The following is a 15059-nucleotide window of genomic DNA, read 5'->3' on the forward strand; positions in this document are numbered from 1 at the left end:
CTTCGACGTTTGCTTGAAGTTGCTGCCGTAACAGCTTTGTTTGCTGTGTTTGCTTCAGCCGAGACCATCACAGGAACTGTCACGAACAAGACCACCAACAAGCCTGCCGCAGGGGACGATGTTGTTCTGATCAGGCTCCAGCAGGGCATGCAGGAATCGACCCGCACGAAGACGGATGCGAAGGGACGTTTCACGCTGGATGTGCCTGATCCGGGGCTTCATCTGGTGCGCGTGACGCACGACAAGGCGAACTACTTTCGGCCCGCGCCTCCGGGAACGCAGTCGGTGGAGATTGAGGTCTTCAACGCCGCGGCCAAGGTGCAGGGCGTGAGCGGCGAGGCGGATGTGATGCGCATCCAGAGCGATGAGAGCGGCAATGGGCTGCGCGTTGTGGAGAATTTCTTTGTGAAGAACGAGTCCACTCCGCCACGGACGCAGTTCGGCGAGCGACCGTTTGAGTTTTATCTGCCGCCGGGAGCGGTGGTGGAGGGTTCGGCGGCGCTGGCCCCCGGAGGGATGCCGGTGCAGGCTTCACCGATGCCGCTGGGCGATCCGAACCACTTCGCGTTTATCTTTCCGATCCGGCCAGGAGAGACGCGGTTTCAGGTGACGTACCGGCTTCCCTATAACGGCAGCTTCAGGTTCACGCCGAAAGTACTGATGACTACGGATACAGTTGCGATCATGATGCCGAAGAGCATGACGTTCAAGCCGGGCGCGTCTGCGCCCTACTCGCCGGTGACGGAGGAGACGACGGCTCAGACGTTCGTGGCGCGGAATGTGACCCCTGCCCAGCCGCTGGAGTTTACGGTTTCGGGGAACGGGCAGCTTCCGCGAGACCAGCAACAGGCAAACCAGCAGGATGGCGCGAACGGCGCGACTGGGGCAGATACAGCGGCGCAGAGCGGTGGAGGGACGGCGGCGACGGATACGCGTCCGGGAGGTGGCCTTGGGAATCCGATCGATCCTCAGGGAACGAACGATCCGTGGGCCAAGTATAAGTGGTGGATTCTGGGCGCCCTGGGGCTTGCTATGGCATCCGGCGCTGGCGTGATGCTGAAGGGCAACACATCGCAGACTACTGCTCCGCTGGCGGTGGGAACTGGCGTGATTGGCGGAAATTCCCTGCTCGCGAGCTTGAAGGAAGAGTTGTTTGCCGTCGAGACAGACAGACTGCAGGGACGGCTGGGAGAAAAAGAGTACGCCGAGCAGAAGGCTGCGCTGGAGATCGTGCTGCGGCGGGCGTTGGCTCGCAACGAACGCGGCAGCAGTGCGTCTGATGGTACGGGACCGGTGGTCTAGGTCTAAAGGAGTATTCCGATGAATACGCTGAAGTCGACGTTTCTGCTGGTTGCACTGACTCTGCTGCTGATCTTCGTTGGCGGGCGTTTCGGCGGACAGAATGGGATGGTGCTGGCATTTCTGCTGTCGGTTGTCTTCAACTTTGGGACCTACTTCTTCTCGGACAAGCTGGCGCTGGCCATGTACCGGGCGCAGCCGGTGACGCGGGAACAGTTGCCGCGAGCGTATGACGTGGTCGAGCGGCTGGCGGCAAGACAGGGACTGCCGATGCCAAAGATCTATGTGATTCCCACGGAATCTCCGAACGCGTTTGCGACGGGACGGAATCCGAAGCATGCCTCGGTTGCGGTGACCCATGGGATTCTGCGGCTACTGGATGATGAAGAGCTGGAGGGCGTCTTGGCGCACGAGCTGGGGCACGTGAAGAACCGCGATATTCTGACGAGCTCTGTTGCGGCGACACTGGCCGGCGCGATCACGATGGTGGCGCGGATGGGCTACTTTGCTTCGCTGTTCGGCGGCTACGGAGGCGGGAGCAGCAGTCGCGAGCGGGGCGGCGGCGGGATCAGCGCTCTGCTGATGCTGATTCTGGCGCCGATCGCGGCGACGCTGATTCAGCTCGCGGTTTCACGGTCGCGTGAGTATGAAGCGGATGCGACGGGAGCGAAGGAGACAGGAAATCCGTACGCGCTGGCGCGCGCGCTGCAGAAGCTGGATGACTACTCGCGGCGGATTCCGATGCAGGCTTCGCCGACGACGGCGCATCTGTTTATTGTCGCTCCGCTGCTGGGGAGCGGAGGGTTCGCAAATCTGTTCTCGACGCATCCGCCGATCAAGGAACGGATATGGCGGCTGATCGGAAGGGACCTGGTCTAGTGGTCGAAGGGATACTCCGGGCGCTGCGGTTGATGGCGATGGTGGCATGGGTCGGCGGGCTCATGTTCTTTGCGTTTGTGGTGGCTCCGGTAGCGTTTCACCGGCTACCGAGCACGCATGAGGCGGGCCTGGTAGTGGGCGGCACGCTAAGCGTGCTGCACTGGATCGGGCTGATTGGCGGGGTGCTGTTTTACATCGCGACGGGAGCTCTGTGGCTTCGCGCTGAGGTGATGGCGCGTGCGAGCTTTGCGATCGAGATGGCGCTGACAGGAATCATGCTGGCTCTCACGGCCTACTCGCAGTTCCGGATCCTGCCGGCGATGGAGCGGGACCGCACGGCAGCCGGTGGCGTAATTGAAACTGCGGATGCGGAGAGCCCGGCGCGAATGGACTTTGAGCGGCTGCATAAGTACTCAGAGCGGCTGGAGGGGCTTGTATTGCTCTGCGGGATTGGCGTGGTGCTGGTGCTGGCCCGCGAGTCCCAGTGGCCCGGGACGGGTAAAATCAGGGAGATATGACGACTGACATGACTTCCTTGTCCGCCTTTGTGTGCGACGCGGCCGCTGATGGCGTGTGCCGTCGAGGCCAATAATGCCCGCTCTGTGGCTGAGCCTGGGACTAGGACTGGTGGCCGGGCTGGCGGACTATGTAGGAGGAGTGCTGCTGGTGCGGCGTTCGCCTTCGGCGAAGTCGCTGCGCTACTTTGTCGCTCTGGGTGCGGGTTTCATGCTGGCTGCGGCGCTGCTTGAGATGGTGCCGGAGGCAGTACGGATCAATGCGAAGTGGGCTCCCCTGCTTGTGCTGCTGGGGTATTGCGGCGTGCATCTGCTGGAGCACACGCTGGTGCCGCACTTTCACTTTGGCGAAGAGACGCACGAGCATGAGTTTCTTTCAGCGAGAACGAGCTACTCGGTGCTGCTAGGCCTGGCGGCGCATACGTTCTTCGACGGAATTGCGATCGGCTCGGGATTCGCGCTCTCGCACTGGCTGGGATGGCTAATCTTTGTTGCCGTATTTCTGCACAAGATTCCCGAAGGCTTCACGGTTGCGAGTGTGATGCTGGCGGGTGGGCGAGGGCGGCAGGCGGCGCTGAACTCAGCGATGGTACTAGGTGCGACGACGGTGCTGGGTGTGCTGGTGATCAATCTTGAGCCGAAGTGGGTGCTGGCCGGATTGCCGCTTTCGGCAGGTGTGACGATCTATGTCGCAGCGACAGATCTTGTGCCGGAGGTCAACCGCGAACCGGGGGTCAGGATGGCGCTGGTCTTCTTTCTCGGCGTCGTGGTGTTCTTTGTGGCGAGGCTGCTCGGGCCGTTCTAGTTCTGCAGGACAAGCACGACGCTTGCGGAGTGCTGTAGAGCGGTGCCGGATGGGGTGGTAGCTGTTCCGGTGACGGTGATGGTGTAGGCAGTGGTGCCGTTGGCTGATCGCGCGCCGGTATTGATGCGGTCTCCGCAGCCAGATAGGAATGTGGATGTGAGGATCGCTGCGACGCAGAGGATTCGCAGAGGCTGCTTCCTGCGGCGAGTGAGCGGGATTAGAGGCAGCGCCAGAATTGCTAGAGCAATGGGTGCGGGCGCCACCGCCGGTTGGAACGCGGTGCTCCTGGGAGTCGCGATGGTGAGGTTAAAAGTAGTGGAGGCGGAGCCAGGTGGGATGTACGAAGGATTGAAGGCAGCGGTCGCGAAAGGCGGCAGGCCTGAGGCTGCGAGCGTGATCGGGCTGGTGAGTGTTCCCTGAGGCTGGGCTGTGAAGGTGAAGGTGGCGGAGTTGCCGCTGACGACGGTCTGGCTTGTGGCCCCGGCCGTCGCGAGGGTGAAATCGGCGGGTGACGCCGTTGCGGATACGGCGAGCGAAGATGCGGCGGAAGAACTGGGCAGGAAGTTGGCGTCGCCACTGTACTGGGAGGTAAGAGTATGGTTTCCGAGGGAGAGAGCGCTGGTGGTGAAGGCAGCATCTCCCGTGGAGGCGATGGTGATGGCGGGTTGTGGGATAGCGTCGATGGTCAGGGTGACTGTGCCTGTGGGGCTTCCGGTGGTAGTGCTGGCAACGTGTGTAGTGAGGGTGAGGGACTGTCCAGCGGCGATGGTGGTTGTGGGCGTGGTGAGAGTGATCAGGGTTGGCGCCGGAGTAATGGCCACGTTAGGGATTGGAGCGATAGTGTAGTTCCCTGCTGCGGGGCCCGAGAGAAGCGCGGTGACGGAGTAGGAGCCTACGGGGGACAGGTTGGCAGCAGTAGTAGTGAAGGTTGCGGTGATACGGGCCGCGTCCTGTGGGAGGACACCAGTGATGACTCCGGTGAGCGTAGGAATGGGCTGCCCGTAGAGCAAAGTAGCGGGGGTGACGATTGCTGCGAGCTGCAAGGGTGAGATAGTGAGCGAAAGAGTGTTGCTGTGCGCCGGGGCGTGGAACTGGTCGCCGGAGTAGGTCGCGGAGAGGGCGTGTAAGCCGGCGGGAAGAGTGGAGAGGTCACGTGTAGCGGCGTTGGCTAAGAGGTTCGCCGCGCCGAGAGTTGTTGTGTTGGCGTTGAAGGTGTCGAGGAAGGTGATGGAGCCGGATGCAGCGGTCGAGGTCGCAAGGGTTGCGCTGAGGTGTCCGCTTCCGTAAGGAATAACCGAGGGAGCCGTGAGGGTAAGGATTCCAGGAACGGATGCCCCGAGGCCGGCGAAGGTGCGTATGGTCGCGTCGGAGGCGATCTGACGCACGCGCTGGTTGCCGGTGTCAGCTAATGCGAGGAGGCCAGTGGGCGCGAGCGCGGCGGAGCGTGGGTCGTTGAGCGAGGCCGCGGCCGCAGGGCCTGCGTCGCCGGAGAAGCTCTGGGTGCCGTCGCCTGCGAGGGTGGTGATCGTGCCGGTGACAGCGTCAATGCGGCGGATACGGTGGTTCTGCGAATCGGCGATGTAGAGGTTGCCGGATGGATCGATGGTGATGCCGCGTGGGAGTGCGAGGGTGGCGGCGCTGGCTTGGGAGTCGTCACCGGAGAAGCCCCCGATGCCGGTGCCTGCGATGGTATCGATGATGCCAGTGATTGCGTCGACTCGGCGAATGCGGTGGTTGCGGGAGTCGGCGATGTAGAGGTTCTTGCGCGAATCAAGGGCGAGCCCGGAGGGGGAGTCGATGCTGGCGGCGGTGGCTGCGCCGTTGTCACCGGAGAAGCCTTGTGTGCCGTTGCCGGCGACGGTTGTAATGATGCCGCCGGGTGTAATTTTGCGAATGCGGTGGTTCTGAGTGTCGGCGATGTAGAGATTCTGGTTGGCATCGAGGGCAAGCGCGGTGGGCAAGTTGAGATGCGCGCCGGGGGCGGGGCCGTTGTCGCCGTCGAATCCTGGGGTGCTGCCTCCGGCGACGGTGGTAATGAGGCCGGTGGCGAGATCGACTCGGCGAATGCAGCTGTTGTGGGCGTCGGCGATGTAGAGGTGGCCAGAGGTGTCGAGCGCGAGCCCCTGGGGAGAGTCGAGCTGTGCCTGAGTGGCGGGACCGCCGTCTCCGGAGAAGCCCTGCACGCCGTTACCGGCGACGGTGGTGATGTTGCCGGAGGTATCTACCTTGCGGACCGAGTGGTTGGCCGTCTCGGCGAGGTAGAGATTACCTTGTGCGTCAAACAGAATGACGGATGGCAAAATGAGGGGGACGGCAGTAGCCTGTGTCTGGGCGAGAAGACACGGAGCGACTAGGAGAAGAACGAGAAGATGACGGAGCGCGGCACTACTGCGTCCTTGGGGGAAAATGCTCTGCGGACCCATGGGAGTGAGTTGAGATTACATGATTTGAAGGCAGATTTGATGCGAAGATTCTTTACTCGTGCGCGACGGACGCCGTCCGCCGTTTCAGCCGTGGAAGGCGTTACTCGGCAACGGTGGTGTTTCGCAGTTGCCCCAGCCTTTCGATGGTGACGATGACTTCTTCATTGGGCTTGAGCCAGCGCGGCGGCGTGCGGCCCAGGCCTACTCCCTCGGGCGTGCCGGTGCTGATGATGTCGCCAGCTTCGAGGGGTGTAGTGCTGGAGATGTATTCAATGAGCGCGGGGATCTTGAAGATGAGATCGCGAGTATTGGCGGACTGAAGGAGCTCTCCGTTGACCGTAAGCGAGATGGCGAGCGAATGTGGGTCGGGAACCTCGTCGGCGGTAACGATGGATGGGCCAAGAGGGCAGAAGGTGGGGAAGGATTTGCCCAGCGTCCACTGGGACGTAGCAAGCTGGATGTCGCGGGCGCTGACGTCGTTGGCAATGGTGTAGCCCAGGACGTGGTCCATGGCGGAGGCTGCGGAGATCTGGTATCCGGGCTTGCCGATGACCACTGCGAGTTCGGCTTCGTAGTCGGGTTGCGTGCTGACGGCGGGAAGAATGATGGATACGTCGGGACCTACGACGGCGCTCGAAAGCTTCATGAAGACAGTAGGGACCTTCTGCACTGCCATCTTGGACTCGGCGGCGTGGCTCTGGTAGTTGAGGCCAATGCCGAAGACGCGTGGCGGGCGCGGAATGGGAGCGAGGATCTGAGCGTCGGACAACGGGACCCGGGGCGCGGTTGCGCTGGCGGCGCGGGCAGCATCGAGAGCCGCGGGGCCGGCCTCGATGAGGGACAGCACCGTGGGGTGACCAAGGCCTGAGAGGTCAACGACATCGTAGTGCGTCGCGCTTCCCTGCACCGGCAGCAGAACGCCAGGGGTGGGTTTGTCAGTCGACTTACGGGTAAAGGTGATCAGCTTCATATCTTTTTGCTCCGTGCGTATGTCACTGCGAGATCGCAGACAGGTTTGAGGCTCATGCCGAAGTGTGGGGCGCGCTGCAGTTCGACGTCAGGCCGCTGTCCAGCCTCCGTCGATGGCGATGACAGCTCCGTTGATGAACTCGGCCTCGGCGGAGCAGAGATAGCGCACAAGCGAGGCGATGTCCTCCGGGGTTCCGAGTCGGCCGATGGGCTGGCGGGCGACCAGCTCCGCACGGATCTTGTCCTTTTCGTGAGGGTGATACTTCTCGAGATAGCCCTCAACGAAAGGCGTCTGCACCGTGCCGGGAGCGATGCAGTTGACGCGAAGCTCTTTGGGGTAGTCGACGGCGATCTGGCGCGTCATGGCCTGCACTGCACCCTTGCTGGCGCAGTAGGCGAAGCGCTGCTTCACACCGACTGAGCCTGCCACCGAGCCGATGTTGACGATCGATCCGCGGGATGTGAGGAGCAGCGGGAAGGCAGCCTGAGTGACGAGAAAGACGCTGTTCACGTTGACCCGCATGACGCGAGTGAAGTCCTCCTCCGAGGTGCGGGTGATGTCGCCGACGAGGCCGATGCCCGCATTGTTGACGAGGATGTCGAGCTGCGGGACTCCCGCGAGCGCTGCCGTAATGGAGGCGGCATCGGTGACATCCATGTGGATGGCCTTCGCATGAGGAAGCTCGGAAGCTAGCGCCTGGGCGGCGGAAAGGTTAAGGTCGGCGATGAGGACTTGGGCTCCAGCTCGAGCAAGTTCGCGAACAGTTGCGGCGCCGATGCCGCTGGCTCCCCCGGTGACGAGGGCAAGTTTATTTTCCAGGTAAAACGCTTCTGCCATATGTTGAAATACCGATTTGACCCACAAGAAGAATAACGCACTCGACCAGCGAGACGCCTACAGATACTGTAGTGCTCTCTATCTTTTTCGTACAGCAAGAGGGGCGATCAAGTGCCTGAGTGATACCCTTCAAACTGAAATTTCACTCGGTGGATGCTCGATGTCACCCTTGAAAAAGGAAGATGCGGAGGAAGGATGCCACGGCACTGTTTGACAGTTGACTTGAAGGACGACGCAACGGCGATCTCGGAGTACAAACGGTACCACCGTAATGTGTGGCCCGAGATCAAAAAGAGCCTTTACGACGTCGGGGTGGTGGACATGGAGATTTATCTGCTCAACACGCGAATGTTCATGATTCTCGATGTCGATGACAGCTTTTCGTTTTCGGCCAAGGCCGCTGCAGACGCTGCCAACACCAAGGTCCAGGAGTGGGAGGACATCATGGGAGGGTTTGCACAGCCGCTGCCTCAGTCGACTCCGGAACAACGTTGGGTGCTGATGCAGAAGGTGTTTCATCTGACAGAGCAATAGGCTTTGGCTGTCCTCTAAAGATGGGGACAACGTAAAGAGGCCCCGAAGATGTCTTCGGGGCCTCTTCGTCTGCGGTTGAACTTGCGGTTAGGGGAGTGTCTGGAAACGGCCATTGTTGTAGCCAAATGAGTACGGCTGGTAGACGGGGACGGCCGATCCGACGATCTCAGTGATACTCGACGGCGTTCCATCGCCTGCGAGCCAGACGTTGCCGGACTGGTCGACGGTGATGGCGCGGCCGCCGACGAGGAACGCGGACGAGAACTGACGCCCGCCGCCGGAGGTGCCGTCGGTGGTGAGGCTGCTGCCAACGCCGCTTACCTCGCTGGCGGTGTAGAGGCCAGTTCCGGTATCAGCGGTGTTGTTGATTGCCCAGACGTTGGAACGGCCATCGAGAGCGATCGCAGTGGGACTGTTGATTCCAGCCTGGCCAGTTGTCGTCGACCACGTGATTGCATAGTTCGTGCCGCTACCCGTCAGGTTATAGATGCTGTTATTGGTTCCGTTGGAAGAGACCCATACGTTGGCCGTATGGTTGACCGTAAGGCCATAGGTATTGTTTGGCACACCGGTCTGATAGGTGGCGAAGCCATTCAGATAGCCTAGGCTGTTGCCTGGGTCCGTTGTGGCGGGAACGATCTGGGAGATGACACTGCCTCCCGAGGTGACCCACACATTGTGGCTGGTATCGACGAAGATGTGGATCGGGTTGGAACCCAGGCCTGTGGATATCTTGGTCGGTGTTGTAGCGGTAGTTGCAGTCGCGCCGTCGTCAATCAGATAGAGCGAGCCATCGGTGGTCGTGAAGTAGATATTACTGTTCTGGTCGCTGCTGCTGGAACCGCCGTCGGCAAAGACCGCGAGCGGAGCAGCTGCTGTGGTGTAGGTAAGAACCGCCCCGCCTGATGGGCTGTACCGGGAGATGGTATTCGCGGAGGTGGAGGCATACCAGATGTTGCCCGATGTATCGACTGAGGCCCCGCCCTTCGATCCTCCGCCAAGGAAGACGCAGGCGCTTGGTGTGCCGTTGGAAGAGATCTCCGTAAGATTTCCCTTGGTGGCCTCTCCGTTAGCAAGCCAGATGTTGCCGCTGACGTCGACGTTGATGTCCTGCGGCTGACCGATAAATTTGCCACTGCTGCTGCCGCAGGTGCTGGTGCTGCTGTAGTTGATGGCAATCGTCCAATCCGTTGGAGCGGAGGCAAGAGTTGGCTGATAGGGGGCGCCAACGGCTGGTACGAGACCGTAAAGATTCTGCAGGTTTGTCGAACCGCCATTCGTGGGGTTGCTGAAGATGTAATAAAGCGCCTGCAGCGTATCAGTCGCCGGCGTAAATGCTGGACTGTGGTACGGTCTGCCAGTTACGGAGACGTCCGGAGGCGTCGCGCTGTTGAAGAGCGTCGTGCATGCAGGTGCGCTCGATGACGCGTTATTGACGCAAGCCGAAATGACGTTGGCCAAAGTATTGACCTTGGCGGTCTCCGGAGTTGCCGTCACGGTGACGCCACCCCCTCCGACAAGCTGCTTGGAAGTAAGCGCAGTTCCCGCGACGGTGTCAGCCAAGTTCGAGATGGTGTTAATCGTGTTGGCGAGGGCGAGCTTTGTTGCACCGATGCCGTCGGCACCGACGCTCTCGGTGACCGGATTGAAGTACTGCGTAATCGCAGCCATGGTCGCGACGGTCGTTACTTCAGTGAGGTTGATGAAGTTTGAGTTGCTGATCTGACTGCAGTAACCGTAAATTCCGATGAACGCAGCTGCACTGTTGCTCTCGCTGGCATTACCGTCATTGAGCGTGTTGCCGCCGTGGGCGGTGACATAGACGATAGGGTCGCCCGCAGTGGGGCAGGAGAACTGGTTGCCGTTTGAGGCCTGGCCATTGGTGGCGTTCTTTGTGAAGCTGAATGAGCCCGTGCCATCGGAGGAAGACGTGGTCGTCGCGGCCAGGATGGCAGCGCCGTTGCTGACCCCGCCGGCAGGATCGCCCGAGCCGAGACCGTTCTGGCCAGCGTAATAGAGATTGACAGTGGCACCGGAGATGGGCTGATTGCCGCCGTAGATCTTGCCTCCAAAGGTTGCCGAGGTTGCAGGATTCAGTGAGGGCGCCGTCGTCACCATGTTTGCGCAACCAGCCGTAAAAAGAGCACTGGAGGCAAGCAAAGCGAGCAGGTTTCGCTTTGAGCCCACGAGCCGGATTTGATTGTTGCGGTTCATGAATATTCCCTCCGAAAGGTCAATACTGTAGGTTGCGTTACAGAGCGGTTTCAAAGATAGCCAGGGATGATTGATGCATAGGCCGACGGCAAGACGGGCCCACAGTGGAATGAGTCATGAAACCAGGCAGCGAATCGTCCTTACGGCGAATCACTGCTTCTTGAGGCGACGCTAACTCCATGCTCGAAAAAGCTTTCATAATCTCATGGAGGAGGATACCCGACGAAGGCCCATTTCCAATCCATCACCCCATGACACTTTCCCGTAAATCGGGATGACACTTTTGGGGCATGGGAGTTCCATTTGGGAACGATCCTGACAGATTCCCGGCGTATGGAACAGTGTCTTTTTGCATTCCGGAATTGAAAATAGCAACTTCTGAGCTTACCGTCCGGGATGAGAGTGCTGGAGTATCTGCTTCGTCTGGACTGTTTTGCACGGACCGGACAACTCTGCTCGTGCGAACCGACTCTATGGGGGAGTACTATTTGAACGCCCCACGAACCCACCTCTCATGGAGATGGCATTATGTTCTCAAAGCAAATATCCCTAGCAGCGACCCTCGCCTTTACCGCCGCTCTTTGCGTTGGTGGATGCAAGAGTTCTACTCCGGCTGCGCCAGCCAGCAACAGTACGTCGGCTACACCGCAGGCTCCGCCAGCAGCAGGTGAGCCAGCGACGGCCAGTACCCCCGCATCGGCTCCTGCTCCCGCTCCGGCGGTAACGCCGGCACCCGCTTCGGCGGTGACGCCAGCACCCGCTTCGGCGGTGACGCCAGCACCCGCTGCAGCGGTGACGCCTGCTGCGCCGCCTGCTCCGGTAGCACCACCCCCACCGCCTCAGCCGGTGAAGCTGACGGTTCCGGCTGGAGCCAAGGTGTCGGTAGTCATCACACAGCAACTCAGCGCGAAGAATAGCAACGTCGGCGACGCGTTTACTGGCGAACTTGCGGCAGCGATGACGACATCAAGCGGCAAGACCGTCTTTAGGAAGGGGACCCCGGTGCAAGGTACCGTGGTCGCCGCCAAGGGCCAAGGTAAGTTCAAGGGCGAGGGCACTCTGGCGATCCAACTGCTCTCGGTCGGCGGACACGCGGTAACGACCAGCAGCTACTTGCAGCAGCAGAAGGGTAAGGGCAAGCGGACCGCCGGCTTGATTGGCGGCGGTGCCGGTGGCGGTGCGCTGATCGGCGGACTGGCTGGCGGCGGCAAGGGCGCCTTGATTGGCGGCCTTGTGGGTGCCGGTGCGGGTACAGCGGGAGCTGCGCTGACGGGCAACAAGGACATCGTGATCCCGGCTGAGTCGGTGGTGTCGTTTACTCTGCAGAGTCCGATTACGATCACGGTTCATCCTAAGGAACACGCTGAGTCTGCGCAGCCCTGATTCGAGAGTGACAAATGGAGGGCACCTGCCTGGGCAGGTGCCTTTTTTCTGTTGGCCGGCAACCTCCTCTCAGGATGCGGACGATAGACTGGGATATGCGATTTCGTCCTGTCTTTCTGCTCTCGGCGACCGATGCCGCACACTTCCCTTCTGAGGCTAGAACGTTCGGCGCTCCGGAGGTCGCGTTTCTGGGGCGGTCGAATGTTGGCAAGTCGTCGTTGATTAATGCGCTGCTGGGATCGAATGAGGCGCGGGTGTCTTCGACCCCTGGGCGGACGCGGGCGATCAACTTTTTTGCGCTGCACGAGGGTTCAGGCGACAAGATGAAGGTGAGGCCGGCGCTGATATTTGCCGATCTGCCCGGCTATGGATACGCCAAGATATCCAAGTCAATCTCTGCAGAGTGGCCGCAGTTCATCGAGCCTTACCTCTCTGAACGCGAGGCGCTGGCGCTCTGCGTCTGCCTGGTGGACACGAATATCCCTCCGCAGGCTAGCGATCATCAACTCATAACCTATCTGAAGCAGACTCAGCGGCCCTTTGTTGTTGTGGGCACGAAGGCGGACCGGCTTTCGAACAACGTGCTGGCGAAGAATGTCGCCGCTCTGAAGCGTGAGCACGGAGTGGAGGAGATTCTTCCTGTGTCCGCGAAGAGCGACGCCGGGGTAAAGGCGCTTTGGCAGCGGTTGATGACCGTAGCTGAGTGAGCCCCTCTCCCCCGGTACATTTTTGCGCAAAATCTTCGAAATAGACGGTTTAGGTCTGGACTTACGGGTGCAGATTCTGTTAGAGAGCGAGCCCCGTATGTCTCCGGGCTCAGTCATCTTTTTTTCAGCCTGTTTCTATTTTAGCGAATTGAATGGAACTACTCTGCCAACCCTAACCATCAAGATTTGAATGAGTTGAGTGATTTGGGGGCTTGACAGAAATTTTTGTGGGAAAGATGGGCTTCAGCTCTCTTTGAGGGCTTGTTTCTCGGCTTCGGTGAGCCAGAGGCTTCGGTGGGGCGGGCGCTGGCGCTGGAGGATGCGAGGGGCAGCTTCGAGCCAGCGGCGGCGGAGAGAGTCTTTTGCGGGGAGGAGTGAGAGAGCTTTGGCGTCGAAGGTGCGGAGGGCGGTCGGGGTGTCGAAGGTGAAGGTGTGGAGTTGCCAGCCCTGATCTTTGAGGAGTGGGGTGAGGAGGGATTGGCTGCTGTGAAAGCCGGCGGGAGGCGGGGTGTCTTCGTGGAAGTCGATGAGGGCGGCGCCGAGGGAGTGAAGGTGGATGGCAGCCTCTGAGATTTGCTGGCTGGCGGGGAGGAAGTTTGCGAAGAGCTGCGGGGAGAGGCCACGTTCGGCGATCTCGTTGAGAGCGAGAAAGGGGTCGGCGTTGAGGGCAACTGAGAGCGGGGCGTGCTTGCGGACCTCGTTCTTCATGGCCCGGATGGCTTCATCGAGGGTGTTGACGACGAAGTCGCAGGCTCCGGTGCGGACTACCTCACGGACGTGGGTTGGATTGTTGTCGACGGCGAGGGAGACGGCTCCGACTACGTTAGCGGCTATGGAGAGGGCTGCGCCTTGCGGGTCGAGTCCGAGGGAGAGGATGAGAGAGCCTCCCCAGTCTCGACGGAGTTGGTGAAGGACTGTGTAGGTGCGGAGGATTTGGGGTTGGATATCACCGGGAGTGGCTTGCGGGGGCATTCGAAGAGAATCGTATCAGCTACATACCTTCCGTATTGACCGTCACCCGGGAACAATCCCGCGATTACCGACGGTTCAAGAACGCTACTTCGGGTCCGCATCGATGCGAGTTCATCCTGCCCCCCCATGACTTCAGAGTCTCAAGTCGTTCTCGTTGACTCACCTTTCAGATCTCTGCTTCACCTTCACACCATCGCTTCGAATTACGGCGGGCGTGGGGTTGGTTTCGCCTGGCCGGAACAGGCCTGAAACCACGGCGTGGATTTGCTTCCCGTTGTCTCCTATCACGAACTTGAGGTGGATCCTCTGCCCCGGGGTCACGCCAGGAGGTGGAGGAAAATCAATCTCCGCACTGCCGGTGCAGTCCGGATTCACCGTGTAGGTCCTCATCTGCCCTTCCCTGAAACCATTCTCGTTCGTGGCGCCGGGGGATGGCACACCGTTGACTATGGTGAAGTCCACTTGAGTGAAATGGCCCGTGCCGCCAAAATGCATCATGGACACGCCAGCCTGGCCGAATGCTACTCCGGTTGCGGGAGGCTGGGTGGAAGGCGGGATGACCAGAATCGTCTTCAACTCCGCTTCAAAAGATAGCGGCGGCCGCGAAAGGTAAATCAACTAACTTGCTTGTCTGCCACTCCGACCGGATCATCCGGCAGGATGTCGGATGTCGGTGCATTTCGCGTCGCGTTGAATCACTGTCAAACTGACGTCGTCGCAGAGCGGACTACCGTTCGCGAAGTCCTGCAAGGTGGCGAGGAGCATCATGAGCGTGGCCTGAGCGGATGGCGATTCGGCGTGTCGTAATGCCACTAGCATCCGATCCAACCCGAACTCTTCCTCGGAAGTGTTGCGGCATTCGAGTACACCATCGGAGTATGTGACAAGCGTGTCGCCGGGTTCTAGAATCAGTTCGCCCGACTCGTACTCCGCACCTTCGATAGCACCCAACAGTGGGCCGCCCCTCTCGATCAGCTCAGTCCGTCCATCGGCGCGAAGCAATATTGGCGGGAAATGGCCGGCATTGCAGTAAGTTAGTTCTCCACTATGGCAGTCAATCTGCGCGAGAAATGCCGTTACGAACGGCGCAACTGGGCGCAGATAGCAGAGGTGGCGATTGATTTCCGAGGCGATCTTTGCCGGGTCAGAATCTGGACGGCCGTAACTTTGCAAAAGCCCTGCCAGATTGGTGAACCACATTCCAGCCGCAACGCCTTTACCGGCAATGTCTCCGTGCGCCACAAGAATCCTGGAACCGGTTTGCAAGTACGTCGTGAAATCCCCGGAGAGAAAGCGCGCCGCGAAGACCTCGCTTGCGAACTGTAAACCGCCGTAGCGCAACTCATGCGGACCGCTTAGTTTGCGCTGGATCTGTGCGGCCTCGAACAACTGAGAATGGAGATCAAGTCTCTCTCGCAGGAGTGAGTCCACCTCGTCCTGTAGTGACACACTCGATAGCGGGGGCGGCATCGACGACATGATCGAGGACGGACGCATGCTGTAACTTCGGAGTCCACCGTT

General features: G+C 60.3%; 14 protein-coding genes. 7 read left to right on the top strand and 7 right to left on the bottom strand.

What is annotated here, in order from left to right; genetic code table 11:
* Window positions 1-45 precede the first annotated feature (45 nt).
* The 4 genes from OHL16_RS04155 (at window position 46) to OHL16_RS04170 (ending at window position 3498) form a co-directional block, all read left to right on the top strand.
* Window positions 46-1302, top strand: coding sequence for a carboxypeptidase-like regulatory domain-containing protein (locus tag OHL16_RS04155; protein ID WP_263365799.1), 1257 nt, complete (start codon window positions 46-48; stop codon window positions 1300-1302).
* A gap of 18 nt (window positions 1303-1320) precedes the next feature.
* A complete protein-coding gene (locus OHL16_RS04160; protein WP_263365800.1) occupies window positions 1321-2178 on the top strand; it encodes a zinc metalloprotease HtpX in 858 nt (285 codons plus the stop codon).
* Window positions 2148-2696: a DUF4149 domain-containing protein gene (locus OHL16_RS04165; protein WP_263365801.1), complete on the top strand. Its 549-nt coding sequence runs from the start codon at window positions 2148-2150 to the stop codon at window positions 2694-2696. Before OHL16_RS04160 ends, OHL16_RS04165 begins: the two co-directional genes overlap by 31 nt.
* Before the next feature lie 73 nt (window positions 2697-2769).
* Window positions 2770-3498: a ZIP family metal transporter gene (locus tag OHL16_RS04170; protein ID WP_263365802.1), complete on the top strand. Its 729-nt coding sequence runs from the start codon at window positions 2770-2772 to the stop codon at window positions 3496-3498.
* Here the strand turns inward: OHL16_RS04170 and OHL16_RS04175 are convergent.
* The 3 genes from OHL16_RS04175 to OHL16_RS04185 form a co-directional block, all read right to left on the bottom strand.
* A complete protein-coding gene (locus OHL16_RS04175) occupies window positions 3495-5798 on the bottom strand; it encodes an NHL domain-containing protein (protein ID WP_263365803.1) in 2304 nt (767 codons plus the stop codon). The two genes, OHL16_RS04170 and OHL16_RS04175, sit on opposite strands and share 4 nt — an antisense overlap.
* 223 nt (window positions 5799-6021) lie before the next feature.
* Window positions 6022-6891, bottom strand: coding sequence for a fumarylacetoacetate hydrolase family protein (locus OHL16_RS04180; RefSeq protein ID WP_263365804.1), 870 nt, complete (start codon window positions 6889-6891; stop codon window positions 6022-6024).
* An 87-nt stretch (window positions 6892-6978) separates the two neighbouring features.
* Window positions 6979-7728, bottom strand: coding sequence for an SDR family NAD(P)-dependent oxidoreductase (locus OHL16_RS04185; RefSeq protein WP_263365805.1), 750 nt, complete (start codon window positions 7726-7728; stop codon window positions 6979-6981).
* A 210-nt stretch (window positions 7729-7938) separates the two neighbouring features.
* Between OHL16_RS04185 and OHL16_RS04190 the strand changes: the two genes are divergently transcribed.
* The gene (locus OHL16_RS04190) at window positions 7939-8262 is read left to right on the top strand and encodes an L-rhamnose mutarotase (protein ID WP_263365806.1); all 324 of its coding nucleotides are present in this window, start codon (window positions 7939-7941) and stop codon (window positions 8260-8262) included.
* A gap of 87 nt (window positions 8263-8349) precedes the next feature.
* On the opposite strand, the gene OHL16_RS04195 is transcribed toward OHL16_RS04190, so the two are convergent.
* A complete protein-coding gene (locus tag OHL16_RS04195; RefSeq protein ID WP_263365807.1) occupies window positions 8350-10476 on the bottom strand; it encodes an NHL repeat-containing protein in 2127 nt (708 codons plus the stop codon).
* A gap of 528 nt (window positions 10477-11004) precedes the next feature.
* Here OHL16_RS04195 and OHL16_RS04200 point away from each other — a divergent pair.
* The gene (locus OHL16_RS04200; protein ID WP_263365808.1) at window positions 11005-11859 is read left to right on the top strand and encodes a hypothetical protein; all 855 of its coding nucleotides are present in this window, start codon (window positions 11005-11007) and stop codon (window positions 11857-11859) included.
* Between the two features lie 95 nt (window positions 11860-11954).
* On the top strand, window positions 11955-12566 hold the full coding sequence (gene yihA, locus OHL16_RS04205) for a ribosome biogenesis GTP-binding protein YihA/YsxC (protein ID WP_263365809.1): 612 nt from the start codon (window positions 11955-11957) through the stop codon (window positions 12564-12566).
* 243 nt (window positions 12567-12809) lie between these two features.
* Here yihA and OHL16_RS04210 read toward each other — a convergent pair whose 3' ends face one another.
* The 3 genes from OHL16_RS04210 to OHL16_RS04220 all read right to left on the bottom strand — a co-directional run bounded on the left by OHL16_RS04210 (window position 12810) and on the right by OHL16_RS04220 (window position 14927).
* Entirely contained in the window at window positions 12810-13538 is a 729-nt protein-coding gene (locus OHL16_RS04210) for a hypothetical protein (RefSeq protein WP_263365810.1), read from the bottom strand.
* Between the two features lie 159 nt (window positions 13539-13697).
* Window positions 13698-14114, bottom strand: coding sequence for a hypothetical protein (locus tag OHL16_RS04215; protein ID WP_263365811.1), 417 nt, complete (start codon window positions 14112-14114; stop codon window positions 13698-13700).
* 72 nt (window positions 14115-14186) lie between these two features.
* Window positions 14187-14927 (bottom strand): PP2C family protein-serine/threonine phosphatase, encoded by a 741-nt coding sequence (locus OHL16_RS04220; RefSeq protein WP_263365812.1) that lies wholly within the window; start codon window positions 14925-14927, stop codon window positions 14187-14189.
* Window positions 14928-15059 lie beyond the last annotated feature (132 nt).

Source organism: Edaphobacter bradus (assembly GCF_025685645.1).
Lineage (GTDB): Bacteria > Acidobacteriota > Terriglobia > Terriglobales > Acidobacteriaceae > Edaphobacter > Edaphobacter bradus.

Excerpts from the sequence above, each read along its gene's own strand:
- OHL16_RS04185 (WP_263365805.1), bottom strand. The coding sequence starts at position 7,728 with ATGGCAGAAGCGTTTTACCTGGAAAATAAACTTGCCCTCGTCACCGGG.
- OHL16_RS04210 (WP_263365810.1), bottom strand. The coding sequence starts at position 13,538 with ATGCCCCCGCAAGCCACTCCCGGTGATATCCAACCCCAAATCCTCCGC.
- OHL16_RS04200 (WP_263365808.1), top strand. The coding sequence starts at position 11,005 with ATGTTCTCAAAGCAAATATCCCTAGCAGCGACCCTCGCCTTTACCGCC.
- OHL16_RS04160 (WP_263365800.1), top strand. The coding sequence starts at position 1,321 with ATGAATACGCTGAAGTCGACGTTTCTGCTGGTTGCACTGACTCTGCTG.
- OHL16_RS04170 (WP_263365802.1), top strand. The coding sequence starts at position 2,770 with ATGCCCGCTCTGTGGCTGAGCCTGGGACTAGGACTGGTGGCCGGGCTG.
- OHL16_RS04165 (WP_263365801.1), top strand. The coding sequence starts at position 2,148 with ATGGCGGCTGATCGGAAGGGACCTGGTCTAGTGGTCGAAGGGATACTC.
- yihA (WP_263365809.1), top strand. The coding sequence starts at position 11,955 with ATGCGATTTCGTCCTGTCTTTCTGCTCTCGGCGACCGATGCCGCACAC.
- OHL16_RS04195 (WP_263365807.1), bottom strand. The coding sequence starts at position 10,476 with ATGAACCGCAACAATCAAATCCGGCTCGTGGGCTCAAAGCGAAACCTG.
- OHL16_RS04180 (WP_263365804.1), bottom strand. The coding sequence starts at position 6,891 with ATGAAGCTGATCACCTTTACCCGTAAGTCGACTGACAAACCCACCCCT.